The sequence below is a fragment of the Wolbachia endosymbiont (group B) of Aricia artaxerxes genome (assembly GCF_964026975.1).
Classification (GTDB): domain Bacteria; phylum Pseudomonadota; class Alphaproteobacteria; order Rickettsiales; family Anaplasmataceae; genus Wolbachia.
The window spans coordinates 567,166-592,295 of record NZ_OZ034718.1; the positions used below are offsets into that span (position 1 = coordinate 567,166).

The 25,130-nt window shown below is 35.1% G+C and carries 19 protein-coding genes and 5 pseudogenes; 10 read left to right on the top strand and 14 right to left on the bottom strand.

The window, feature by feature from the left end:
• Positions 1–3: 3 nt before the first annotated feature.
• The 13 genes and pseudogenes from AAGE00_RS02585 to AAGE00_RS02645 all read right to left on the bottom strand — a co-directional run bounded on the left by AAGE00_RS02585 (position 4) and on the right by AAGE00_RS02645 (position 12,589).
• Positions 4–1,275, bottom strand: coding sequence for a hypothetical protein (locus AAGE00_RS02585; RefSeq protein WP_264376936.1), 1,272 nt, complete (start codon positions 1,273–1,275; stop codon positions 4–6).
• Positions 1,272–1,475, bottom strand: a complete 204-nt coding sequence (locus AAGE00_RS02590; protein ID WP_108784583.1) for a hypothetical protein — start codon at positions 1,473–1,475, stop codon at positions 1,272–1,274. The genes AAGE00_RS02585 and AAGE00_RS02590 overlap by 4 nt, the downstream gene beginning before the upstream one ends.
• A 4-nt stretch (positions 1,476–1,479) precedes the next feature.
• On the bottom strand, positions 1,480–2,673 hold the full coding sequence (locus AAGE00_RS02595) for a hypothetical protein (RefSeq protein WP_264376935.1): 1,194 nt from the start codon (positions 2,671–2,673) through the stop codon (positions 1,480–1,482).
• A 20-nt stretch (positions 2,674–2,693) separates the two neighbouring features.
• Positions 2,694–3,737 (bottom strand): annotated as a pseudogene (locus AAGE00_RS02600) (DUF4815 domain-containing protein); the annotation flags it as partial.
• Between the two features lie 40 nt (positions 3,738–3,777).
• Positions 3,778–4,737 carry an IS5 family transposase gene (locus tag AAGE00_RS02605; RefSeq protein WP_341815149.1) on the bottom strand — a complete coding sequence of 320 codons (960 nt, stop codon included), beginning with the start codon at positions 4,735–4,737 and terminating at the stop codon, positions 3,778–3,780.
• Positions 4,738–4,847: 110 nt separating this feature from the next.
• Positions 4,848–5,750: pseudogene (locus AAGE00_RS02610) on the bottom strand (DUF4815 domain-containing protein); the annotation flags it as partial.
• Positions 5,751–5,765: 15 nt separating this feature from the next.
• Positions 5,766–6,449 (bottom strand): hypothetical protein, encoded by a 684-nt coding sequence (locus AAGE00_RS02615; protein ID WP_108784542.1) that lies wholly within the window; start codon positions 6,447–6,449, stop codon positions 5,766–5,768.
• 90 nt (positions 6,450–6,539) lie between these two features.
• Positions 6,540–8,588: an AAA family ATPase gene (locus AAGE00_RS02620; RefSeq protein WP_341815336.1), complete on the bottom strand. Its 2,049-nt coding sequence runs from the start codon at positions 8,586–8,588 to the stop codon at positions 6,540–6,542.
• A gap of 17 nt (positions 8,589–8,605) precedes the next feature.
• On the bottom strand, positions 8,606–9,844 hold the full coding sequence (locus AAGE00_RS02625) for an AAA family ATPase (RefSeq protein WP_264376934.1): 1,239 nt from the start codon (positions 9,842–9,844) through the stop codon (positions 8,606–8,608).
• Positions 9,841–10,341, bottom strand: coding sequence for a hypothetical protein (locus AAGE00_RS02630; RefSeq protein WP_264375362.1), 501 nt, complete (start codon positions 10,339–10,341; stop codon positions 9,841–9,843). Before AAGE00_RS02630 ends, AAGE00_RS02625 begins: the two co-directional genes overlap by 4 nt.
• A 37-nt stretch (positions 10,342–10,378) precedes the next feature.
• Positions 10,379–11,167, bottom strand: a complete 789-nt coding sequence (locus tag AAGE00_RS02635) for an AAA family ATPase (RefSeq protein ID WP_341815337.1) — start codon at positions 11,165–11,167, stop codon at positions 10,379–10,381.
• Between the two features lie 11 nt (positions 11,168–11,178).
• Complete coding sequence (locus AAGE00_RS02640; RefSeq protein ID WP_264376933.1) at positions 11,179–12,000, bottom strand: ATP-binding protein; 822 nt, start codon at positions 11,998–12,000, stop codon at positions 11,179–11,181.
• 94 nt (positions 12,001–12,094) lie between these two features.
• The gene (locus AAGE00_RS02645) at positions 12,095–12,589 is read right to left on the bottom strand and encodes a sigma-70 family RNA polymerase sigma factor (protein ID WP_019236463.1); all 495 of its coding nucleotides are present in this window, start codon (positions 12,587–12,589) and stop codon (positions 12,095–12,097) included.
• 591 nt (positions 12,590–13,180) lie between these two features.
• Here AAGE00_RS02645 and AAGE00_RS02650 point away from each other — a divergent pair.
• From AAGE00_RS02650 to AAGE00_RS02690, 9 genes and pseudogenes are all read left to right on the top strand, one after another.
• Complete coding sequence (locus AAGE00_RS02650) at positions 13,181–13,633, top strand: crossover junction endodeoxyribonuclease RuvC (protein ID WP_226079873.1); 453 nt, start codon at positions 13,181–13,183, stop codon at positions 13,631–13,633.
• 103 nt (positions 13,634–13,736) lie between these two features.
• Complete coding sequence (locus AAGE00_RS02655; RefSeq protein WP_253303060.1) at positions 13,737–14,957, top strand: DNA modification methylase; 1,221 nt, start codon at positions 13,737–13,739, stop codon at positions 14,955–14,957.
• 133 nt (positions 14,958–15,090) lie between these two features.
• Positions 15,091–16,983 (top strand): hypothetical protein, encoded by a 1,893-nt coding sequence (locus AAGE00_RS02660; RefSeq protein ID WP_108784567.1) that lies wholly within the window; start codon positions 15,091–15,093, stop codon positions 16,981–16,983.
• Between the two features lie 183 nt (positions 16,984–17,166).
• Positions 17,167–17,649, top strand: a complete 483-nt coding sequence (locus tag AAGE00_RS02665; RefSeq protein ID WP_015589000.1) for a hypothetical protein — start codon at positions 17,167–17,169, stop codon at positions 17,647–17,649.
• Between the two features lie 18 nt (positions 17,650–17,667).
• Positions 17,668–19,152 (top strand): ankyrin repeat domain-containing protein, encoded by a 1,485-nt coding sequence (locus tag AAGE00_RS02670; protein ID WP_264376931.1) that lies wholly within the window; start codon positions 17,668–17,670, stop codon positions 19,150–19,152.
• Positions 19,149–20,975, top strand: coding sequence for a phage terminase large subunit family protein (locus AAGE00_RS02675; RefSeq protein WP_015588998.1), 1,827 nt, complete (start codon positions 19,149–19,151; stop codon positions 20,973–20,975). Before AAGE00_RS02670 ends, AAGE00_RS02675 begins: the two co-directional genes overlap by 4 nt.
• Positions 20,976–21,094: 119 nt before the next feature.
• Positions 21,095–22,054, top strand: a complete 960-nt coding sequence (locus AAGE00_RS02680) for an IS5 family transposase (RefSeq protein WP_341815149.1) — start codon at positions 21,095–21,097, stop codon at positions 22,052–22,054.
• A gap of 52 nt (positions 22,055–22,106) precedes the next feature.
• Positions 22,107–22,331, top strand: coding sequence for a gpW family head-tail joining protein (locus AAGE00_RS02685; protein ID WP_019236402.1), 225 nt, complete (start codon positions 22,107–22,109; stop codon positions 22,329–22,331).
• Positions 22,332–23,246, top strand: a pseudogene (locus AAGE00_RS02690) (phage portal protein); the annotation flags it as partial.
• Positions 23,247–23,492: 246 nt separating this feature from the next.
• Here the strand turns inward: AAGE00_RS02690 and AAGE00_RS02695 are convergent.
• Positions 23,493–24,437, bottom strand: a pseudogene (locus tag AAGE00_RS02695) (IS110 family transposase).
• A gap of 220 nt (positions 24,438–24,657) precedes the next feature.
• On the opposite strand from AAGE00_RS02695, the pseudogene AAGE00_RS02700 reads away from it, so the two are divergent.
• Positions 24,658–25,032 (top strand): annotated as a pseudogene (locus AAGE00_RS02700) (phage tail protein); the annotation flags it as partial.
• Positions 25,033–25,130: the final 98 nt, after the last annotated feature.

A 25,130-nucleotide genomic window follows, 5' to 3' on the forward strand; every position in this document is an offset into this window, starting at 1 on the left:
TTGTTACCTCCAAATCTCATGCGTGTTAGATAATCCTGGACATTGCCAAGCCCTTAGCGTTCTCTCTACATCTATCTCAAGCCCTGTAGTTAAAAAATTGCTCCGAAAGTTATAAATACTCCACCTCATAAACCAACTGTAATGGTGATAATCAGATGTGTAAAAATATGGCGATGCGTAAAATAAAATTGCTACTGTCTTATTTGCTGGCACAGTAATATTATTTGAACTACTAAATACTGCAGAATTAGTTGAGTAGTTGTAAATATTTGTCCAAGTTATTCCTGAGATTGCCGATTTATTAGTATTAACGTGACTAGGTGTTCCTACGAATAACCCTGCTCCTTCATATCCTGAACTCCAACGTGATGAACCACTAAAATGAAGCGTTCGTGTTTTATCGCTGTTTGTAGTGTTTTTTACAAATATTACTCCAAGTAGTGCATATGGGTAACTGTATTGATCTGAGCTGTGACTACGACGTAAAAATGCTTTTCTGTACAGAAATTTACCGTTACTTCCTTGTAAGAAGTACAACTGTGGTGGATGATAAAAACTAGAATACGTACAATCATAAGTATTACTACCTGCAAGGAGCTGCAGCATATAGTCGGTTTTTGCTGTATCTTTATACCACTGCCCTAATTCTGTTTTGAAATAGCCATTATCATCAGACCAACCATAGTCATTATATCGATTAAGAATGCCAAACAGAAAAGGTAATGATTCAGGTTCAACCATATTGCGCTTTCTTATCTCTTTTATAATTGATGACCCATTTGGCACATCATTAATCGAGTTAAATTTAGTTGTAAGGATTTTTAATTGGTCTTCTCTAGTTTTTATTTCTTTCATAACTGATGAACCAGTTGGTATATCGCTTATGGCTTTAAGGCTATTTAATGTGTTTCTTATGCTATTTAGATCTCCGGCATTATTGATGGTGGCAACATGTGAATCTTTTCTGCTATCAAGTAGTGATAAATTTGTAATTCCTTTTTCATCTATTTTCTTTAATGACTTTCCTTCTAATTCAGAGATTGCTGCTAATGCATTGTTTTTACTACTATCTAATTTATTTAAATGACTTGTGCTACTGTCAAGAAGTTCTTTTAATTTTATGTCAGTCATCTGTACAATATCAAGTACTGTACTTTGCCCAGCAATAGACTCTAGAGATTTTGCGAGATAGGCGAGTTGATCAGGGGTAGCATTTACAGATAGATCTTTCAGTCTCTGATGCAATGCATAAACTACTTCTTTGGCGATAGTCATCTGTTATTACTCCAAAAATTCAAAAAATTCTCAAAATTCAGTCGTTCAAATGCTTTTTGAAGATCGTTGTGTTTACTTTCCCTCTCACTCATATCTTCATCTATTTTTTCTACCGCTTTGCGAATACGTACCACATCTTGCACAGCAATATTCTCTGGATGTGGTAAAGGATATCCGCGCCTCGTTTCATTATTTGGCATTTTTTTACGTTATAACAATCCGCAAGTTTTTTACCTTTGGCCGATAGACAACCGTTCCACTTAAAACTAATTTTATCCTTGTCTCATTGCCATTAAAGTTTGTCAGCACATGAGTTCTCTCTACCCAATTTTCTCCAATTGGTTTTCCTGATGTTAAATTTACTAATTGCCAATCCACATTTTTTTGCACATATGCTTTAACATCTGCAGTGCCAGGTATCAGCGCATCATATGTTATGGTAATCTTAGTGTTAGCTCCTGCTGTAATGCTTCTTGTAACATAATCTCCGAACTCTGAAAGATTACCCAGAACTAACTGTAACCCAGGATAAAGAACTGGACTTTTTTCTCGCCCTCCTTTTAAGCTTGCTTTTACCGTTAATTCCCCATTTATTCTTTCACGCAGTGCGAGCGGCAAATTATCAGACAAAAAATTTTCTTTTCCTTCTTCATCTGTTAAAATAAATTCTACATTGGTATCAAATGCTACTTTTTCGACGTTCGTCAAAACAATTAAATCTGATACGTTATTTGCAGTAACCTTGCCAAGATCAATAATGTGAGAAACTTCGCTAAATTTTGCAGCCAAAAGCCGAAACGTTAAATCTAAGTTCTGATGTGGAGTCCAAGTACTTGCGTTGCTAGATGAGAGTAATACTCCTACTTGATATGGCTGACTCGTTACCCAACGGCTATTTACTGCATCATATTTGCCAAGTTCTGCTATTTTTACTGCAGTACCCTGATCATCAGTAAGCAGTACTATTGCATACTCTCGTCCTGCATGGCAAAACACTGGTGACCAAGTAATACGTGTTGCTGTGCCATCCACCTTTATATCTCTTGGCTCAATATAACTTTCAGCAATGACAGTCTGCGAGGGCATTCCCACTGCTGTTTCTCTAATCTGCACAACAACACGTTTTTTGCCTTTATTTACAAACCATAGTTCCACGCCTCCTATGTGCCTACTTTCATTTAGAGTAAATGTTTGCGCTAAAGGATCAACTCTTCTTGCCGCGATAACTCTTCTTCTTTCCTCTATGGTAATTGTTTTTTTACCAGTATAAGTTGCTTCTCCATAACTGCCTTTATCACCGAAGAACTGCACTAACTTAGTTCCAGCAGGAATGTTTCTTGGTACAGTAAATCTTCCTTTTATTTTTCCTCTGTTATCAGCAATAAATGTTGCGATCATGTTTTTCTTTCAAATATTTTCTATGCTTGAGGTTGAATAAAAATTCCATCAAACTTTAATTCCTTAAGCTTTTCACCAGTTGCAAAACCCTCAATCTCAAAATTTTGAGTTGCTTCTCGCATAAATTCAGTTTCGTATGAGGTACTTGACAGCAGCTCTGTTGTTTCTTTAACATTAAATACTCTGGTTACTGGACTTTTCCAATTTGTTTTTACCTCCGTCCAGTGATCAATATTTTTATTTAAAGTAATTTGTGCTGGTACTGGATCAAAGGCTTGATACGGATTAATTTTTTCTCCTGTAGTCTGTAAAAGCTGCTCCAGTACCGGTTCAAGTTCATACGGCAACAAATAAGTTTTTTCTCCTCCATCAATATCAGCAATCGTTACATCTATTGGTAAAATTAATTCCTTGTTTACTATCGCTGCAGACTGCGAAATTCCTTGATCACGCATATCATCATCGAAGAACGAATCAACAAATACTCCTTTTTTCGTTGTAGGTTCTCTTGAATTTGCATCACTGCGTAAACGTTCCTCTGCAACCAGCGCATAAAGATCATTTATTCCTTTTTTCATTGCTTCAAGCTCATTCATCGGTACAGCATGAATAGCATTATTCACTATTTTTACCCCTTCGCCTTTCTTCCACGTCTGATGAATGTAGCAGAGCAAAAGTTGTCCAGAGGGCGCTTTAGGCATCGATGGTCGCCAAGAATGGGAAATTCCTTTTATTCTCCTTACCACCCCTTTGCTATCGATAGTAATTAAATCAAAGCGGGGCATTTTCCAGGTATAATCAATCAAAACCAAGCTGTTATCAACTGCTCCTTTTACTTTACACCCCTGCTCACTTATATCTTCAGGACTTACATGAGTGCGACAGCGGTAAGTTATTTGATAACTACTTCCAGGAGCTGGTTCTTTGCCGGGTAATGACCAATCAATATTTCCTGCGTTTAGTTTATAATCTACACTATTTTCATAAATAACATTACCTTGTTTAATTTGAATAATTTCAAGTACTGCAGAGTCAGGTATTGGATCAACAGCTCCTGAATGGCTTTGTTGCATAGCACTGATAGGCATGTAAATCACAGTGAATTTACGCAGCTAATTTAAATTCAGCCATACCTATATCAGTAAATTTGTTCAATAAGTAGCACTTAATTAACAGCTCTTTTTCACGATTTACCTCTGATTTATTTTTCAAGCCAAACCCAAATATTTGCTTCAACCTATAGAAAAAGACTTCAATATAAGACCGTGCTCCATACTTAACTTTTTTCTTCCATTCATTAATACCATCTTCATAATTCTCATATGACCTAATTCTACTAATATACTTGTTTCTTTCTGATAAGTAGTCAGCTAAACAAATTTTAGTATCCTTCCTAGGGCGAATAATAGGCACAATATTGTATTTTCTGCATTCTTTATACACACTTTTTATATCATAAGCCGCATCTGCTCGAATAGAACAAATGTTATATTTATCACTGACTTCTTCTAACATATCGCAGACCGGCAAATAGTCTACAGCAACACCACTAGTGTAGTTCATGCTTATTGCTTTCTTATCATTTATGTTTAAAACAACATGTAATTTTCTTACTTGACCATAACCACTGTATTTTCTTTTTCGAATATTAAGCTTACTATGCCCACCGTTATTATTGTAGATACTAACTCTAGTGCTATCTACGGCAATTTCAACATTTTCCAGATCATCTTTATTGCTTCTATGGTCATCAATCTTCAAATTAAGCTTTTTAAATCTTCTGGAAGCTTGTGTATAGCTGATAATCTTAAGTTTTTTGCCTATTTGTACCATATAACCTTTTACAAAACCTACAGCTTGTCTCAAGCCAATTCTAAAAAGATGAACTATTATGTGTATTAAAATTACAACTTTATCACTATAAGTGTTATTGCCACCTGCAACTTTTGGACTATTTTCATACCAATTTTCTATGGCTTGATTAACAAAATGAAAAACATTTCCTCTTTTTTTGAGAAACTCGTTATATTCTCTTTGGTTACTTACTCTCATTTTTTGTGGCATAAGTTGTACTTGTTTGAAAAATGCCTATTTTACAACAAAATTCGTTAGTAGCCATATATTAAAAAGCTTTTCTTCTTACAATAACCTCAACCAACACTAGCTATGCAACAAAGCCCTCCTGAATATGAACCATGAGTAATGGTAATGGTTTTTTGAACAGTTATATCTACTTTTTTAATTTCACTTATTGGAAAATCATTAACCTTCAGTTCCATTACTCTTTGGCTATTTGGCTGAAAAGTATGTGGTTCTGATTCAACTGATTTTATATCTGGATCTTCATCAAAAGAAATGCGAATACTGTGAGGTAACTCAATCTCATAGCCATCAACATGAGCTTTTCCCTCATTAATTACAAATATTTTTTTTCCTCCTTCCCCCTCTTCCTTTTGCAGGAACATTACTTCAAGGCCATTTACAACGTAGGAACCATTTGCCTCTTTGTCATAACGAGCAAGAGCAGTAGTTACTATATTTGCTTGTGGTGGCGGTGAATGTTCTATCAATACTCCATTTTCAATATTGTAAATTGGGTAAAATTCGCCATTTGTAGAGTTAACAGTAACACTTTCTACTTGGTATCCCCAAATGGTGGAAACTTTAAGCCTTGCAGCTCCTACTTCCTGATAGTTTCTTGTACCAATAGCAGGATCACGAAGATTTTCGTCCTCAAGTTCTGTAATGGTAGATTCTACGTAATAAACACCTATACGCACTGTGGTACTCAGTGGAATAACAAACTCTTTTGCCTCTACTTTTCTCACCGCTCCACGAAGATAGATTTTTCCTGACTCAAGTGTAACTTTACCAGTTTCTCTATCTATAATACAATTGCTTCCTGTTATAACATCGCCATCACGAAATATTGCATCGCCTATGCCTTTAAGCTTAGAGAGAGCATATTCTTGCGTCTCGTTTAATTCTGCTGACTGTAGACCTCTTCCTGCTAGAAACAAGCTTTTTTCGTATTCTTTGTCAGGATTAAAGCGGTTATAATAGCTATTTAAGGTCATCTTTTTTCTCTTTTTCTAAAATGTCACTACAAACGAAAAAGTTTCCCTGGTTGCTGAAGTCCTAATGAGCGGTACTGTATGTTCTAAAACTAATAAGATCCCTGGGTCTTCTATATCTTGTGGTTCAAAATACCTTTGTCCAGGAGGCAATTTTTCTTTTACCCTTGTACCAACCATAACTCCTAGTTCCCTTATCACTTGATTTGCTGCATCCGTGAAATCGAAAGTAAATTTAAGGTACAAATTATTGGTTGGTACATTTGAGGACCTAAACCTCCCTGTTGGAGTCAAAAGCTCTCCATTCTCATCACCTGTGCAAAAGAGAACCTCATCTGCAGTACGTCTGCCAAGTTCATTCAAGAGCTTTATAGAATTTATAGGTTCAGGTGGTGTGCTTTGAGTATATTCTACAGTAACTGCACTATTTGCCGTGATAGAGCTATTTTCCGTAAGTTTTATTACACCAGTACTGCTATCAACTGTATAGTCTATACTTGGCTGATAAATTATTTGTCCTGTAAAAACCCTTACATCTTTAATAGTGTGGTGATCTAGAGCTATTTCACCCTCAACAAAAACTTTTTCGACCTGATGGCTACTTTCCCAATTTGAGTCACCACTGCCCCAGGCAAGATGTAGAGACTGCTCTTTTATACTTGCTGCTATTGCTGCTCTTCCTGACTGTGTGAGAATTGACATTTTTAATTAAGTCTCCTATATTATATATGTACGATGACTTCAAAATTCGTCCGCAAAAATCAAAATATTTTTTTATATCAGAAAAATTTTTTAGGAGAATAGCTCAGCTCCACAGCTAAACTTTCCAACACCACGAGCAAATGGTCCGCTAGGAATGTCAAGCCATTTATCTTCTTTTGAACCAGTAGCCATTCCCTTAACCAGCTTCCGTGCTTGTAACAGCTCTTGAACTATACGCTCCATTCTATCTCTTCCTATACTGTGAAACTCCTCAGGTAGTCTATGCCGCTGTTTATACACTCCTGTACTTCCTGTATGGGTAAATGGATGTCCAGAAATTGCTGCTCGTGTAATTGCAGTTATAAGATGCTGCTTTGAATCTTTTTCGTTCATATTTTTTATTCTTAATCTTTCAGTTATGTCCTCTAACAATCCTGTTTCTTCATTTCTTAAATAAGTGCGTAAAGTGCGATCAGCCAAACCGTTTGCTTTAACAATTGCTCCATAAAATAATGCGTTCTGTCTTACAGATTCTCCTATTGATTTAAAAATTGTCAGTTTAGCTGTATCTTCCACAGACCAAAAAGCGTATGAACACCTAACACCATTAACAAGAGCAGATGTACCTCTAATGGCATCACGTGCTTGCTCAACAGTCGATATAGGTTTTTCACTTTTTGGCTTTCTCATATGATGGGCAGTAATTATTGATGCTCCAGTGCTACCTGCTAAATCAGATAATAAAGACATCAAATAATCGCCTACGGCTGGGTCAGTATTTAAATCAGCATGCACGAATGATGCAAGTGGATCAAATACGATTAATTTTAAGTCTTTTATTTTATTAAGTTGTTTTGTTATCGATTCAAATTCAGGAGAAGTCTCTATAACTTTACCTGAAACACTCTTTATGATTGTAAGTGATCCACTAACATTTGGTAATGGTACAATAAAGAGCCTATCTTTATATTTTAATCTTTCGCATTGCGAATCAAGACGCTCTAAACGACGATGTATTTCACTCATATCATCTTCTGCTGAGAAAATTACCACAGATCCATGTTCAGTAACTAAAGGACCAAAACCACATGGCTGATCTTTTCTACTCGCAACTTTCAGTGCTAAATCAAGCAGAAGCATACCTTTACCAGTATCTCCCATTGCAGCTAGAATAGATGTCACTCCTAAAGGAAATAACCCTTCAACAAGAAACTTTTGCTCTGGTACTGGACCTATAAAACGTTCCACACTCCATTCTTGAATATTAAGAAATTGCTTAACGATGATTTTTTTCGAGTTATTTTCAATGAATTCAGGAATATTCATCTTTTCTTCTATACCATCAGCTGAATCCCATCCTTTTGGTTTATTCTCCGGTATTTCAAGAAGAGTAAGTGATAAAACACCAAGAAAAGTAAGCTTTTTCACAACTTTCTCAGCATATTGTTTACCTGGCTCATCATTGTCTGGCCAAATAATAACATGCTTACCCTTAAGTGGTGACCAGTCTGTTTTTTCTATTGGTGCATTTGCTCCTAACATTGCAGTTGTGGCAGTCATACCTTGCTCTATCAGAGCATCTGCACACTTTTCACCTTCAACTAAAATCACCTTATCAGATTTCATGATACCTGGAATATTATATAAAGGCCTGGTCTCTGGTAGAGTAAAACTAGACCTTTTTACATAAAAAGGAAGATATCTTTTTCCTGAATCAGTGTTATAACGATAAACTGTAACAATCACTTGATCACTTTCATCGTAATAGTTCCATGATGCCGTTGGTTGCCCCAGAGTGTTATTTTTTTCCGAATAACCAATCCACTTAGCAATATCTTCTATCGTATCAGTAAATTGATTTTTTCCAGTAACAGCAGCCCAAAGATCAAAAATATCTCCTCCTTCTTCGGTAGAAAAATCATGCCATAATCCGGCTTTACTGCCAGTTAACTCCACTATCATACTTTGTCCTTTATTGCCTTGTAGATCACCTACATAGAACTTATCACCACGAAAAGTTCCTCTTGGCAGTAAATAAGAAAGACATGACCTTATATTTGATAGGAGTTGAGTTCTTAACTGTTCTTTCTTCCCTAATAATTTATAATGTCCATTTCTTTGTGAACAATAAATATCCATACCTACCTGAAGAATTTTTATGTTCTAGCTATAACGTTAGCAGATTTCCAACATCCATTAATCTTATTGATGAATTTTGTTGGTATAGATCTACCGTTTCTAAGTTCATATACTACTTGTAAGATATTTGTACGTTTATTGGGTTGAAATATTACTATTCCAGATGTATAAAAACTTCTTAAAGCGTTAGCACCAACGAGAGCTTGAAATGGATTCTTTTCCAATATAGAGGTAGGTACTTTTTTGGTGTGATTTGTGATGATTATTCCAGCCATAGGATTAATCTTGGAACGTAGTTTTTCTATTGCATGCTGCAGACCATAGTTAACGGAATTATAAGGAGAATCAATCACAACTAAATCAAACTTTTCCTCTACCATATTTTTTATTTTTTCTATACCTTCTTCATTTAAGGTCAAATTCATCTTGTTCGTCACAATTAAGTTTTCTGTTGCTAAATGAGGAAGTTTGTTGAGTTGTTGTATACGTTCTCTAATGTAATCATATTCCATTTCGTTTTGTAGATAGAATATTTTTAGCGGTCTTGTAGGCTTCATGCCAAGAAATGATCTTCCTGCTGCCAGATGTACTAATAGAGAAAGAAGAAAATGACTTTTGCCAATCTTTGGAGTACCACCTATGACCAAAAGACCACCTGGTGTCAAAATTCTTGGGCCTATTATATCTTGTGGCATTGGTGATTTGTCATTTAAGTAATGGTTTACAGAAAATGCTTTTCCTTCGTTTTGTTTTTCTTGTAATATGGAACTTCTTTCATCTTTACCGTTCAACCATGTTTCAGCAGAATCTATATTACCTTTAACTAAAGTCCAAAGGTCTATTATATTTCCTTTCTTTTCTTCGATCAGGTTGTACCAATTTCCTGCATTTTCTCCTTCCATTTCAACTATTATCTTATTTCCATTTCTACTGCCAATATAGAATTTATCTTGGTAAGATTTGCCTTCAGGTAACAAATAAGATAAACAATCTTTGATGTTATTAATTAATAATGATTTTATTTTCAAAGCATTTTTAGATGAAAAATCCATAAAATTCTCCTTGTTTATTCCAAATTTGTTCAACATATTTTTTAGACGTTTAAAGTCAAGATTAGCCAGCTCACAAACAGTTTCAAAAGATCGTGAGCGAATCCATTGACAAGCCTCTTTTTTAAGTTTAGGGTTTTTTCCTGCTGCATCCTGAATAGCTCTAGTAATAACAGCAGCCCACAACTTTCCTTCGTCATACTTCAAAATGGCAACCAATCATCTTGAAAACTTTTTTGTAATTCTGGAGTAATAACTGTAGTAATCCTATTTCTATCTCCGTATGTATTATTAGTTTCAACGCCTACTTTTACTGTAAACTCTAAATCGTTGAAATCAGCTATAGAGTTTATTCTTCTAGCGGTAACTGCTTTCTCTGAAGTGTCATTTGCATGAATATTTCTGGATGATTCCAAAATACTACGCAGCATAGAACGTCCAGATTCTCCCCAGATGTCTTCTTCACCTTCTGCTTTGCCATTTTTGATACCTATAATCTGAAAAATCTTGCGTTTTGCATATGGGCCTTCAGTGACGGTAAATTCTACATTTAAATAGATACTGCCAGTAGTGTAGTTTTTAGTGAACCAATTTTCATAACCTCCAGGCTTTATTGCCATTTTTACCTTGACTATTGTACCTTTTGGTATTAAACTGCTTTGCAGTTTCGCGTTATTAAAATCAGTTAAAAAATCTTGTAGCATACGCTCTCCTATAAGTTGACTTTAAAGTGAAAATTAGCTATTCCATTAGCTGCCAATGACCATTTATCTTATCGACAAGTTTATTTTGCACGCGTTCACCATTACGAAGCTCAAATACTATCTGGCGTACACTACTTTCTTCATCATGAGCAAACATCACCATACCAGTACTGTAAAATCCACGTAAAGATCCAGCACCACTTAGGCCTTGGAATGGATCTTCTTCGAGCATCTTTTTTGATAATTTTTTTGTATGATGAGTAAGTACAATACAAGCATCTGGATTGACAGCACTGCGTAGCTTTTCAAGAGTCTTTTGCAGAAAAAACAGCATAGCACTATTGTCATTTTCATTTCCATATTCACTGCTAAAGATGTTACGTAATGGATCTATGGCCAAAACATCAGGTTTAAAGCGTTCATTTACAATCTCCTTAATTTCACTTATTTCATCATGATTAAATGATAAGTGCACTTTTGGCGTAATGATTAAGTTGTTAGCAGCTACATTCAAAAGTTCATTATCAAGTTGTTGCAAACGTTCTTTCATATATTCATATTCAATTTCAGTTTGCATGTAGAAGATTTTCAAAGGTCTATTTGGTGTCATACCGAGAAATGATCTACCAGCAGCCATGTAAACAAGCCAAGAGATCAAAAAGTCGCTTTTGCCAATCTTAGGAGGGCCACCAAATACTAACAAACCTCTTTTAGTTAGAATTCTTGGTGAGATTATATCCTCTGGTATTGGCGATCGATCGTCCAAGTATTTTTTCACACTGAAAAAAGGAATTTTTTGACCAATAGTTAAAAAGTTTTGTAGCATATAATAACCTCCTATATGTTGGGCGTGACAGGTTGAATTGCAAAAGCTTTAGTTTTAATTTTTGTAAGAAGTTTTCCTAGATGCGGTTCTTCAACCATATTAAGGCAACCACTTCGATCTTTAGCAGGATATCCCCAAGAATTAATCGTCTGACAGACAAATGAACGAACCTCTGTACTATCATCTTTCTTGATTCCAACCATACTGATTACCTCATCAACAATACCTGGAATTTCACTTGCAGTTTTAGCTCCTTCACATTGAGGTAGCCAAGTTGAGCGATTGAAATCATCGAGGTATTGTCCAAGAGTTCCAACTGTAATGATGTCTTTATTTGGAATATGTTGAAACTGATTGAGCCAAGCCATCATTTCTTGAGCAAGTAACCCGTAAGCAGCTCTCATATCTTGTTTTCCTGATCTTTCAGAAAAAGCTTCAGGTTGCATTTTTGCCCATAAAAGACATAAACGCGAGGCTACTGTAATACTATCGATAAAAACACATCGATACTTGAGAAACTCCGAAGCAAGCTCTTTGTATTTACTGGATACATGCTCATAGTGTCTTTGGCTATATGCTGAGTCAGATTTTAACGCAGGATTAGGACCACCTATGAGACATGCAATATCTCTTGCCTCATTCCAAGTACGAATACTTACAGAATCCCCTTGCCAATCTTGAACAGCAAGTAAACCTGCCTCAAAATCAAGACAAAGTGTTGGTTCATTTATGGTCTTTAAGAGACTAGTTTTACCTATACCATAAGGACCAAAGATGACCATTTTTATACCTGTTTGAACTTTTAGCCGTTCATTGCTGTTCATTATTTTCATTTTTCTCCCAGTACCTAAATATATATGTACGATGACCTAGGCAATTCGTCCGCAATTTGCAAAAAAAAAATTTTGAGCAAATATAATCGAGAGCTTATAACTTCTCTAAAACTGAGAATTTATCGCGTATTCGTTCTAGTGTGCGATAGATAGTTGTCTTTGGTATTTTGGTTATTACAGAAACTTCAGTAATAGTAAATACCTTAAGTAATTGACATAAATTACTATCTTTTTCAGACAAAGTTGAAATTATATTATTTATATCAGTGCGAATTATCGCTTCGATTTCCGAGTTCCTATGATCTGGAATATCGTCGTTTATATCATCAAAAGTTATATTACGTTTTAGACACAACTGATTGCGTAACATATTGCGAGCACAATAATTAGCTAATCTAGCAACGAAAGTACTAAAACTACTTCTTTTCTCATCGTGCTGGTTAAGATATTGCCAAACCTGACAAAAAAGCTCTTGTTCTATATCTTCGAGACTTTCGTTAATAAAACAGCTTTTGGATTTAAGGCGCGAAGCTTGAAATCTCACATGTTTAACAATTGTAGAATCGATTCCTTGATAAGAATTCTTCATAAAAACTCCAAAAGTTTCATGAATAGAGATTTTTACCAAGACTTTGTATGACTAATTTATTATAAAAAAGTAGTAATAATTTTTTTATCTAAAAGAATAAAATCTTTAAAAGTTAAAATAAGATTTAAACGTTTTGATACACTACTGAAGCTACTTTTTCATAGGTAAAAAACTACCAATTTCGTACCTAATTTCTGAGTTACTAATTAGTATTTCAGAAAGCAGTGATCGTTAAGTTATTGATAATATTGTCTTTTTTATGTTCTATTCCTAAAAGCCGTTTCTAAAGTTAAGTGGCTAAAATCGGCCAGTGAAGAGGATTTACGGATTACTGAAGTCTTATATATATTATATATATATTTAAATACAGGTAAAATATAATATATGATAATATAATAATATAAATATTGGCGTAATATAAGTTATGTAAAATAGTTATTAAGATAAGTAAAGATGAAAAAAACTCAAATGGCAGGATATGAAATTTTTTTTAATTTTTTTTCAAAATTGCGGACGAATTTGCGAGTCATCGTACATATATATTATACAGGGCATTGAACTTTAATTACACAAAGGAGTTTTTGTACGTCAATCTTAACGCTAGATCTCGGCAAGCAAACCGGCTGGGCAATTCTAACAGATGGAGTAATTGAAAGTGGAAGCAAAAGCTTTCATGGTAGCCGTTTCAGTGGAGGTGGAATGTGTTTTTTAAGTTTTCACAATTGGCTTAATTCTTTGAAACATGAGTTCACTGCAGTGTATTTTGAGGAAGTAAGAAGACATCTAGGAACTGATGCAGCGCATTGCTATGGCGGTTTTCTCGCAGTTCTGTCTGCTTGGTGTGAAGAGAACAATATTCCCTACCAAGGTGTTAATGTTAAAACTATAAAACGCTTTATAACAGGCAAAGGCAATGCAAGTAAGAGTGAAGTTATTGAAGCGATACGTGAAAAAAGTTTTTCACCTAGAGATGATAATGAGGCCGATGCTTTGGCATTAATGTTCTATATTAGTAAAGATATTAATAAGACAAAAAACCCATGAAAAGTGGGTCCTTTCGGCCATAATGGCGGGTTTGGTGGGTTCGACCCCAGGCCTTCTCTAGCGTCAGATATATTTTAAATATTAACTTTTTAATTATTAAGATATGAATTTAGCAATCCACTACTATCCTACTCGAAACCTAGTTGAATATGAGCGTAACCCACGTAAAAATGACGATGTGGTCAACAGAATGTGTGCTTCTATTCGAGAATTTGGCTTTCGTATACCAATAGTTGCAAAAAGTGATGGCACTGTGGTTGATGGTCATTTAAGACTTAAAGCAGCAAGAAAACTTGGTATGGAAAGTATACCAGTGGTCTTAAGTGATAATTTAAATGAACCACAAACTAAAGCTTTTCGATTACTGGCAAATCAATCAGCTAATTGGGCAAAGTGGGATGATGAGCTTTTGAAAGTAGAAATTCAAGAGTTAGAAGATTTACAGTTTGATCTTAAAATGACTGGATTTGAATTAGAAAAAGTTCAACATTTCCTTGATGATTTAGATAGTGAAAAAGAAGATTTTTCTGACTTGGTTGGTGATGACAAAAAGGTAGAAATAACAAAACCAGGTGATCTATGGATTTTAGGTGATCATCGAATCTATTGTGGTGATAGCTCTGTAGTTGAATCATATAAAGCGCTGTTAGATGATAAAATGGCAGACATTACTGTTTGTGATCCTCCATATAACGTTGATTATGGTAGCAGTCAAGAAAGAGAGGATAAAAAGATACTAAACGATAATCAAGGTGAAAAGTATGAGCTTTTTCTCTATGATATTTGTACTCATATTTTAGCATATACTAAAGGTGCAATTTACATCTGTGCATCATCATCAGAGTTTTCAACGTTGCAAAAAGCATTTGAGGAAGCGGGAGGAAAATGGTCAACTTTTATCATTTGGGCGAAGAATCACTTTACGCTAGGAAGATCAGATTATCAAAGACAATACGAAGCAATGCTTTATGGATGGAAAAGCGGCAATAAACGTGAGTGGCATGGCGGTAGAAATCAAAGTGATCTGTGGTTTTATGATAAGCCAATACATAACTCACTGCACCCAACAATGAAGCCAGTAGAGCTAATGGAGAGAGCAATAGTAAACAGCAGCAGATCAGGAGACATAGTACTTGATCCATTTAGCGGTTCTGGAAGTACACTGATTGCATGTGAGAGAACAGGAAGAATTTGTAGGACAATAGAGCTAGATTCAAAATTTGTAGATGTAACCATAAAACGTTGGCAAGTGTACACAGGTAGGGAAGCAATTCTTTCTGGTGCTGGTAAAACTTTTTCAGAGATTCAAGAAGAAAAACAGTAAGAAAAAAGTGGAAAAGATAACGCAAACAGAAATTTAGTAAGCCTTGGTAGTTGTAATATTAATTTACTGGTATATACCGTATTTTAATGAGTTTAGCGTAACAAATAACTTTGGATTAAATGTGGTGTACTTAATGAATCAAGAAAAGACGTTAGCTGGAGTAGTAACGTCGCAAACAAATAATGAAGCATCGTTTTCTGAAGAAGTAGAAAATAATGTTTCAAATTCTACACTATCTGTTAAGGAGAGAATTGAATTGTTTGAAAAAGGTACGAAGCAAGAACCTGACCTGAACACTGAATGCAAACTAGCTTCTTTAAATGTGATTAGCAATAGTAGCGATAGCAGTATTACAGCAAAAATAGACGAAGCAGGTGCTGATTTTTCAGTGAGTTGTTCTTCTTTAGTATTTGATGATGGTAAAGACATAGAGGACGAATTTAATGCAGTTTGTGAGGCAAATGGAATAGAATATAACCGTCCGTATTCTCTTGATCAGCTTGAGGCAGCATCCAACACATCTTCCAACCCCAAAATAGACAATACAAAAGAAATGCAAAAAGAGGAAGAGGATAAAGAATTAGGAGATAAACCAAAGCCGTTACCTAGGAATGGAATGTTGGAGAAGGACAATATTAGAAATGTAGCTCCACCTTCACCTAGAACAGCAGAAAATCATCGGTTGAGTATTATTCAGGATATTGCACCACCAAAGCTACCACATTCTTCTTTCCAATTAAATGGAGAAAAATGTGATGAGCAAGAAGCTATAGGAGAACCTATGTATGCAACTATAGACAAAAATAAAAAATTCTCGAAAAGAGGTTTAGATGGTGAAATAAACGATCAAAGTCCGGAGATGGAAAAGTCAAATTCTGAAGAAACATCAATTAAGAAAGGATCAGAAGATATAATTGGTGAACCTGTAGATCTGAATACAAAATTTTTAAAAAAGAGTTTGGAAGGAAGTGATAGTGGAATAGACAATAGAAGTGCAGAGATGACAAGATCAAATTCTCAAGTAACAGAAATGAGTGAGTTTTGTGGCAGTCAAGGATGGGAGAATATGTCATTAAATCATGATAGTCCAGTTACACTTTCAACTAGCTCATCAGAAAAAAGTGATAATGAAGAAACCCCGTTAATTAAAAAAGAAAAGAAAACAAATAGAATTTTGCCAAGAGTAAAATATGCAGTGCAGCAGAAGGAATTTGTAATTTTCGGTATAGCTGCTGTTGCACTTAGCGCTTCTGCAGCTTTGGTATATCTACAGGATAAAGGACAATTTATTGCATTTTTTGCAAACAGCCCTCTCTATATTACTATGCCAATGATAGCAATTACTTCATTGCTTGCAATTAGCACAATATTTTGTGGAATAAAGCAATTTAGAGATACTGAAGAGTGTCAAATAGGAGGAAAGAATGCGAATGAAACTTTGAATCAGGTGCTAAAGTATCAACCAAAAGATAAAGTAATAAAATCATTCAAACTTGAATACAGCAATGGTACTCATTCACATTTTACACTTAACGCTTGGAAGGGTAAGAACAACTTCATTAATATTGACGACAAAGTCATTAGTAGAAGAAATAAAGTAGAATCAGTAATCAAAGATAGGCCATTATTTACAGCATTATTAAGCAGTTTGGTTGCTGCAAATATAGTATTGCCTTTATTACTGTATGTAGAAGGTGGTATTAATAGTGTACAGAAGTTTTACCAGAACGCTTTGATTAATAACGTAGGGTTATCACTACTTATAGGCTCGAGTATACTTGCACTATCAGTGATATTCCTTGGAGTACATTACTACAGAAAAACAAATTGCACAAATCTTGTATATTGTGAGGAAAGAATTGAACCAGAAAAAGTTAATGGAAAGTTCATTGAGGAAATAAAGGAAGCAAGGACAAAAGTGCTTGAAGAAAACCATAGTAAAGATGCCAAATGCAGCAGTTTAACGCTAGAGCAAGTAGTGGTTGAATCTCATAACTACAAAGATGCAATTTATAGTATTAGTTGAAAATGGCCAAATTTCACTATGTAAAAAGAAAGCAGCTATAAACCGGAGTACTTCGCTCTATATTAGTAAAATATCTCTAAGACGCCGGCAAGTATAAACAGGTAGGAAATTGCTGATACTGGCAAAACCTTTTCAGAGATTCAAGAAGAAAATTCGTAGAAACAAGAGAGAGGAGAAAAAAAAGTGAAAATCACACAAACAGAATGGGCAAGAGAGATAGGAGTATCAAAGCAATATGTCTGTTATTTAGTAAAAAAAGGAATAGTTGAGTTGGAGGATGGTTTGATCAATAGAGAACAAGCAAATGAAGCGGTGGCAGCAATAAGAGATCCAAGTCAGCCACTTAGGAGGAAAAATCCAGAAAACGAAAATACAAATAACCTTTCTACAATGTTGCTAAAAACGCGAATAAAAAATGAAATGGAGCGAGGAAGGTTGCTAGAAGCAAAGGCAAAAGCTGAAATAGGAGAACTTGTAGCAGTAGAGGAAGTAAAAAGTGAGGCATTTAACGTAGCAAGAGTTGTACGTAATAATTTGCTTAATGTTCCAAATAGAGTTTCAGCACTGCTTGCATCACTGAGTGACACTGAAAAAATTCACGAGACGCTAACTGAAGAGATTACAAACTCACTTGAAGAATTATCTAACGCTAAATTTAAAATATAAAAAGATTTTGAATACAAAATGGCTGATAACTTAAGTTTAGAGTTAATAAAGTGTTTAATCAATCAACCTGGATTAGATGTTAATGTCAGAGGGTTAAACGGAAAAACTCCACTGCATTGCGCTATAGAGTTTGATGAATTAAGCATGGTAGATTTGTTACTCACGAAGAAGAACATTAATCCTTTTGTGGAAGATAATGAAGGTAAAACATCTCTTGATTACGCCAAAGAAGGGAAAAAAGCAGAAATATTACAAGCACTAATTAATAACAAGTACGGGTCAGAACAAGATAGCTTACTTCATTTAGCTGCAATGATAGGTGAAATTAATGCAGTGAGATATTTGATCAGAAAAGGTATTGACGTTAATGTACGAAATGCTTTGCACCATACTCCATTACATCTAGCAGCAGGCATAGGACATGCAGAAGTTGTAAAGATTTTGATAAGAGAAGGAAAAGCTGAAATAGATGTCTTTGATGCACGAAATCAGACACCAATGCACTATGCAGTTAATAATAAAAAGTTGGAGATAGTAAAGTTACTGCTGAAGCTTGGAGCAGATGTGAATAGTGCACGCATGGGACAAAACTCAATGAAATTGTCACCTGTGCATATAGCTGTAAGTAATGCTAATTACGATGAAAGAGACTTATGTCTTGATATCCTCAAATCCTTAATAAAGGAGCCTAATGCTCAAGTAAATTTGCAAGACTACGAAAATAAAACACCACTACATTATGCTGAAAGACTAAAAACAATAGAAGTTTTACTAACGCGAGAAGATATAGACCCTCTGGTAAAAGACGATAGCGGTAAAACACCATTTGATTACGCTAAACCTGAGATAAAGAAGGCTTTGATGAGTAATAAATACGGTTCTGAAAAGAATAGTCTACTCCATTTAGCTGCACAAAGAGGAGAAATTGAGATTGTAGATGCAATTTTAAGAGAAGAAATCGATATTGATATTGTAAATAATAAAGGTTTATCACCGGTTTACCTTGCTGCGGAAAAAGGGCATTTACATGTAGTAAAGTTATTGCTGAAAAAAGGAGCAAATTATACACCTGTTTTACATTTAGCAATTAAATCAAACAATTTAGAGTTACTTAAAGTTTTGTTTACTGAAAAAAATGGGTCTTTGCTCTGCAGAGATACCGTTGTTAATTTTCCAACCCTTCATAATAAATATATAGCACAGAGAGAAATAGCAGATAAAAGGACGAAAAAACATAATAATATTATCTGCATCTATACTACAGTCAGCGCAATAGCAGTAGCAGTATATATAGGGTTGATAACAACAACAATAAGCAGTGCAATCATTTTTGCAACAATAACAGGGGTATTTGCGCTTGTTATAGCAATAATGATAAGTGAGATGAGCAAAAGATATATAGAAAACGAATTTCAGAAAAAGATGTTTATGGAATTGGATGAGTGTAGTTCTATTGTTAATGATGTCGAGATAGAACCAGTTATGAGTAGATGCAGACAATGATATACGCTACATCTTTTTCTGAAGGTTTAAGGCCAGATCCCCAGCTTAAAGTATCAGAGTGGGCGAATGAGTATCGAGTTTTAGCGCCAACTGCAGCATCAGAGCCAGGTAAATGGAGAACAGAAAGAACTCCTTATTTAAAAGAAATAATGGATTCACTATCACCATCTTCACCTGCAGAAAAAGTAGTATTCATGAAAGGAGCGCAGATTGGGGGAACAGAAGCTGGCAACAATTGGATTGGCTATATCATCGATCAAACACCAGGTCCAATGCTGGTAGTACAGCCAACAGTTGAAATGGGAAAACGTTGGTCGAAGGGAAGATTTGCACCGTTAATAGAGAGTACACCATGTTTAAAAAGTAAAGTAAAAGACCCAAGGTCAAGAGATTCAGGGAATACTGTACAAAGTAAGGAGTTTCCAGGTGGAATAGTAGTAATAACTGGAGCGAATAGTAGTGTAGGACTGAGATCTATGCCAGTAAAATATCTCTTTCTTGATGAAATAGATGCCTACCCAGGAGATTCAGGAGGAGAAGGAGATCCAGTACTGCTCAGTATTGCTCGAACTAATACATTTGCAAGGCGAAAGATTTTTTTAGTATCGACACCAACGATTCATGGAATAAGCAGAATTGAGAAAGAATTTGAAGCAACAGATAAGAGATATTTTTTTGTTCCCTGTCCGTATTGTAATTACTATCAAGTTCTAAAATGGTCACAAATAAAATGGGAAGATAAAAATCCAAGTACAGCACACTATATATGTATAGAATGTGGTGAAAAGATAGAAAATCATCAAAAGACAGAGATGCTTGAACGTGGAGAATGGAGAGCTACAAATCAAGTACACAATAGCAAAGTAATAGGATTTCACCTTTCAAGTCTTTATAGCCCAGTTGGGTGGTATAGTTGGCAACAAGCAGTAGAGGATTTTCTGCATGCAAAGGAAAGTGAACAATTACTGAAAGTTTGGATCAACACAACGCTTGGAGAAACCTGGGTAGATAAAGGAGAAGTACCTGATTGGAAGCAATTATTTAACAGGAGAGAATTTTTTCAGATTGGCACAGTACCAAGGAGAGAAGTGGTACTTACTGCAGGAGTAGATGTCCAAAAAGATCGTCTAGAGGTGGAAGTTGTAGCATGGGGAAAAAGTCGTGAAAGTTGGTCAATAGACTACCGAGTATTTGAAGGAGATACAGGAAGTAGAGAAGTATGGAAAAAGCTTTCGGAGCTCCTCAATCATCATTTTATTGGTGAAAATGGGCTTGAATATATGATAAGTATGATGGCGGTTGATGCAGGGTATGCAACGCAGGAAGTTTACAACTGGGTGAGAAGTCATCAAGGGTCTGGAAGAGTAATGGCAGTGAAAGGTGTAAATAAAGCACTAGTGCCGCTGAGCAGCCCAAGTAGAGTAGATATAACAGTTGGAGGGCAAAAGCTGAAAAGAGGAATAAAGCTCTGGCCAGTCGGAGTATCGATATTAAAGTCAGAGCTTTTTCAATTACTTAATATTTTAAAAGAAGGTGAAGAAACACCGCCAGGGTATTGTCATTTTCCCGAGTATGCACCTGAGTATTTTAAGCAGCTAACGGCAGAGCAATTAGTCAGCAAAGTAGTAAAAGGATATACCAAACAAGAGTGGCAAAAGGTAAGAGAAAGAAATGAAGTACTAGATTGCCGAATTTATGCAAGAGCAGCATCGATAGCACTGGGAATAGATAGATGGCCAGAGAGTAAATGGAATAGTTTAAGTGAAAAACCGGAAAGTAAAAAATCAAAGAAAATAGTCAAAAGCAAATGGATCAGCAAGTAATAAAGGCTTTGTTGCATAGCTAGTGTTGGTTGAGGTTATTGTAAGAAGAAAAGCTTTTTAATATATGGCTACTAACGAATTTTGTTGTAAAATAGGCATTTTTCAAACAAGTACAACTTATGCCACAAAAAATGAGAGTAAGTAACCAAAGAGAATATAACGAGTTTCTCAAAAAAAGAGGAAATGTTTTTCATTTTGTTAATCAAGCCATAGAAAATTGGTATGAAAATAGTCCAAAAGTTGCAGGTGGCAATAACACTTATAGTGATAAAGTTGTAATTTTAATACACATAATAGTTCATCTTTTTAGAATTGGCTTGAGACAAGCTGTAGGTTTTGTAAAAGGTTATATGGTACAAATAGGCAAAAAACTTAAGATTATCAGCTATACACAAGCTTCCAGAAGATTTAAAAAGCTTAATTTGAAGATTGATGACCATAGAAGCAATAAAGATGATCTGGAAAATGTTGAAATTGCCGTAGATAGCACTAGAGTTAGTATCTACAATAATAACGGTGGGCATAGTAAGCTTAATATTCGAAAAAGAAAATACAGTGGTTATGGTCAAGTAAGAAAATTACATGTTGTTTTAAACATAAATGATAAGAAAGCAATAAGCATGAACTACACTAGTGGTGTTGCTGTAGACTATTTGCCGGTCTGCGATATGTTAGAAGAAGTCAGTGATAAATATAACATTTGTTCTATTCGAGCAGATGCGGCTTATGATATAAAAAGTGTGTATAAAGAATGCAGAAAATACAATATTGTGCCTATTATTCGCCCTAGGAAGGATACTAAAATTTGTTTAGCTGACTACTTATCAGAAAGAAACAAGTATATTAGTAGAATTAGGTCATATGAGAATTATGAAGATGGTATTAATGAATGGAAGAAAAAAGTTAAGTATGGAGCACGGTCTTATATTGAAGTCTTTTTCTATAGGTTGAAGCAAATATTTGGGTTTGGCTTGAAAAATAAATCAGAGGTAAATCGTGAAAAAGAGCTGTTAATTAAGTGCTACTTATTGAACAAATTTACTGATATAGGTATGGCTGAATTTAAATTAGCTGCGTAAATTCACTGTGATTTACATGCCTATCAGTGCTATGCAACAAAGCCAGTAATAAATGTATAACGAAGATTATTTAATTCAAGTCGAAGAAGCGATAAAGAAGCTGCAAAACGGAGAGCGAGTAGTATCAATTGCATATGGTGATCATGTGGTAAGATATGCAGAAGTAGATATAAATGATTTACTAAACTTAAGACAACGAATTAAAGCTGAGCTAAAGATTGCTGGAGTGGAGCCAAAGAGGAAAATTATTTTTTCAACGAGTAAAGGAATTTTATAAATGCTACTAAAAACCTTCAAACAATTATTCAACAAGCCAAAAATCAAAAGTTCAGCCTGGGATGCAGCAGGCTCAGGAAGAAGATTTTTTCACTTTCAACCAGAGTTAGGAAGTATAAACAATTTGCTGTCTCAAAGCCTTGAAACTTTACGTAGTAGATCACGTGATATGGTGAGAAAAAATCCTTACGCTGCAAATATAATTGATACGATAGTAAGTAACTCTATTGGAACAGGAATAAAACCACAATCAAAAGCAAGAGATGGAGAATTTCGAAAGAAGGTGCAAGAATTATGGCTAAGATGGACAGATGAAGCAGACAGTAGTGGAGTAAGTGATTTTTATGGATTACAAGCTCTAGTATGCAGAAGTATGATAGAGGGAGGAGAATGTTTTGTACGTTTAAGAACGAGAAAGCTGGAAGATAGATTTTCTGTACCACTACAACTGCAAGTACTTGAGTCTGAACATTTAGACAATAAAACAAATCAAACTTTAGCAAATGGTAATGTAATAAGAAACGGGATTGAGTTTAACAAGCTTGGGCAAAGAGAAGCATATTACTTATTTAGAGAACATCCAGGAGAAGGCTCATTTGGAGAATCAGTAAGAGTACCAGCAAATGATGTTTTACATATTTATAGACCACTAAGACCTGGGCAAATTAGAGGAGAGCCATGGCTTTCGAGTATACTGCTAAAGCTCTATGAACTTGATCAATATGATGATGCAGAATTAGTACGAAAAAAGACTGCAGCAATGTTTGCGGGATTTATTACGAGACTTGATCCAGAAGCAAATATCATGGGAGAAGGTGAAGCAAGTGAGCAAGGAGTAGCACTATCTGGCCTGGAACCTGGAACAATGCAGCTTTTAGACCCAGGAGAGGACATAAAATTTTCAGAGCCATCAGATCAACTATGTTTTTTAAAATTTTTTGAATTTAGTTTCATTACAACTTTTGTTTGTAATTTTGTTTTTTATTCGAGTAAAAAGTGCATTTTTGACAATAAAAACCCTAACTTAATCATAGAAAAATTTTGTATCAAACAACAGTTACTGCTTAGATCTTATGGTTAACGAATATGTGTATAAATACTTTAAATGTGTGTAGACGTATTTATCCACATATTCGTTAACCTATTTTCTATGCAGATTTTTTTAATTCACATTGACTGCTTCTTTAAGCCTCGCATTGGAAATTACTATGATTTTACGCATTAGAGCTGTCATAGCCACCATCTTCTTTTTACCTTTACCAACAAGCCTTGAATAGAAGGCACCAAGCGCAGACTTAGACCTTGAAGCAGACATCGCAGCTGTAAAAAGCTTTTCACGAACGTTGCTTCTGCCACCACTTATTCTGCGATAACCAATAGTTTTACCACTTTCTTTCGGATGAGGTGCAACTCCAGCAAGACTTGCAATTTCTCCCCTACTTACATAACCAAGTTCTGGCATTAGACACAGAAAATCTTGAGATAATTTTGCACCTATTCCTGGAACTGTTTTAAGGATTTTTTGGCGCTTTTGTAACTCTGGATTCTCATCAATAATTTTTTGTATGGTATTGTTGAGCTCATCTATCTGGCTATTAAAGAATTCAATAGTTTTCTGACAGCTTTCTTTTATATGGTCGTTTTCAGGTGCTGCAAGCCTAGATTTCTCTTGAGCTCTCATTTTTGTAATGTCATCACGACGTTGACAAAGTGCAACTAAGGTTGTTTGTTCTTTTGACATAGGTGCAAATAGAGATAGAGTACTATAGCGTTCAAACCCTTACTGAGCAAGGGCTCTTGCATCTGATTGATCAGACTTTGCTAAAGTTCCATGAGATAGAACAAAGCTTTTTACTTTGCGAGTATTAGCTCGATGTACAGCAATATCTTTATCAACAAGAAAATGTGCTAAGCCAAGCTCATATTTTCCAGTGTTTTCCAGAGTTACTAAAGAATTAGGTAAGATATTTGAAAAATCTTGAAACAATTGTTGCCAGCCAGCAGTATCATTGTCGAATTCGACAGCGTTCTTCTGTTTGTGAACTGCAACAACATTTTTAAATTTTCCAATATCAATGCCAATAAAATTTTGATAAGATGTAATCATAATAACCTCGATTAGTTTTAATTAATTTAAGATTGTAAACGGGTGCATACATATGTCCCATGCAACTATTCAAACGTATCGAGAGATGGGCTAGTGTACCTTGATCCGAACGGTTATAATACCAACAGTTGGTCGGTCGCACACGCCCGTGATAACTCTATTCCTATAGTGAGTAGGGTTATCTCCCTCTTATCTCCTTTATATCATATTTTTAACTTACAACAGTTGGGATTTAGGAGACATAAATACGTGCTTTCCAGTTAGTAGCGTAGAAGAAAGAGGAAATAAATTTGTATTGGGAAGCGATAAACTTTCAGGGCAATATTGGAATTTAAAACACAAGCCAATTTTAGAAAGATTTAGCGTTACTCACAACTATAAAGTAGAAAATTATACAGATCAGAAGGTCAGAAAATATGTTTTAGCAGAACACAACGTTTACTATAAAAACGATTTAGATTCAGAGCAAAAAGACTCAATACACGAATTAGAAAAGCACATTTTAGTATTTTACCCGGGAGTACTGAAGTGGCACGAACATCGACATTTGCACAGAAGTTGGAAAGATAGTCGAATAATATCTCTAATAAGTTAAGCACTTATATTTAGATCCTCATATATTATATTAATAATAGGTAAAAGTGTATGAAATAAAAAGAAAAGGACTTGCTTTCTCATGCTAAAAAGGACATG

Bases quoted from the DNA above. Each gene is read 5' to 3' on its own strand.
- AAGE00_RS02660 (WP_108784567.1), top strand. From the start codon at position 15,091: ATGAATCAAGAAAAGACGTTAGCTGGAGTAGTAACGTCGCAAACAAAT.
- AAGE00_RS02630 (WP_264375362.1), bottom strand. From the start codon at position 10,341: ATGCTACAAGATTTTTTAACTGATTTTAATAACGCGAAACTGCAAAGC.
- AAGE00_RS02615 (WP_108784542.1), bottom strand. From the start codon at position 6,449: ATGTCAATTCTCACACAGTCAGGAAGAGCAGCAATAGCAGCAAGTATA.
- AAGE00_RS02605 (WP_341815149.1), bottom strand. From the start codon at position 4,737: ATGCCACAAAAAATGAGAGTAAGTAACCAAAGAGAATATAACGAGTTT.
- AAGE00_RS02675 (WP_015588998.1), top strand. From the start codon at position 19,149: ATGATATACGCTACATCTTTTTCTGAAGGTTTAAGGCCAGATCCCCAG.
- AAGE00_RS02670 (WP_264376931.1), top strand. From the start codon at position 17,668: ATGGCTGATAACTTAAGTTTAGAGTTAATAAAGTGTTTAATCAATCAA.
- AAGE00_RS02655 (WP_253303060.1), top strand. From the start codon at position 13,737: ATGAATTTAGCAATCCACTACTATCCTACTCGAAACCTAGTTGAATAT.
- AAGE00_RS02635 (WP_341815337.1), bottom strand. From the start codon at position 11,167: ATGCTACAAAACTTTTTAACTATTGGTCAAAAAATTCCTTTTTTCAGT.
- AAGE00_RS02620 (WP_341815336.1), bottom strand. From the start codon at position 8,588: ATGGATATTTATTGTTCACAAAGAAATGGACATTATAAATTATTAGGG.
- AAGE00_RS02640 (WP_264376933.1), bottom strand. From the start codon at position 12,000: ATGAAAATAATGAACAGCAATGAACGGCTAAAAGTTCAAACAGGTATA.
- AAGE00_RS02645 (WP_019236463.1), bottom strand. From the start codon at position 12,589: ATGAAGAATTCTTATCAAGGAATCGATTCTACAATTGTTAAACATGTG.
- AAGE00_RS02685 (WP_019236402.1), top strand. From the start codon at position 22,107: ATGTATAACGAAGATTATTTAATTCAAGTCGAAGAAGCGATAAAGAAG.
- AAGE00_RS02590 (WP_108784583.1), bottom strand. From the start codon at position 1,475: ATGCCAAATAATGAAACGAGGCGCGGATATCCTTTACCACATCCAGAG.
- AAGE00_RS02585 (WP_264376936.1), bottom strand. From the start codon at position 1,275: ATGACTATCGCCAAAGAAGTAGTTTATGCATTGCATCAGAGACTGAAA.
- AAGE00_RS02595 (WP_264376935.1), bottom strand. From the start codon at position 2,673: ATGATCGCAACATTTATTGCTGATAACAGAGGAAAAATAAAAGGAAGA.
- AAGE00_RS02680 (WP_341815149.1), top strand. From the start codon at position 21,095: ATGCCACAAAAAATGAGAGTAAGTAACCAAAGAGAATATAACGAGTTT.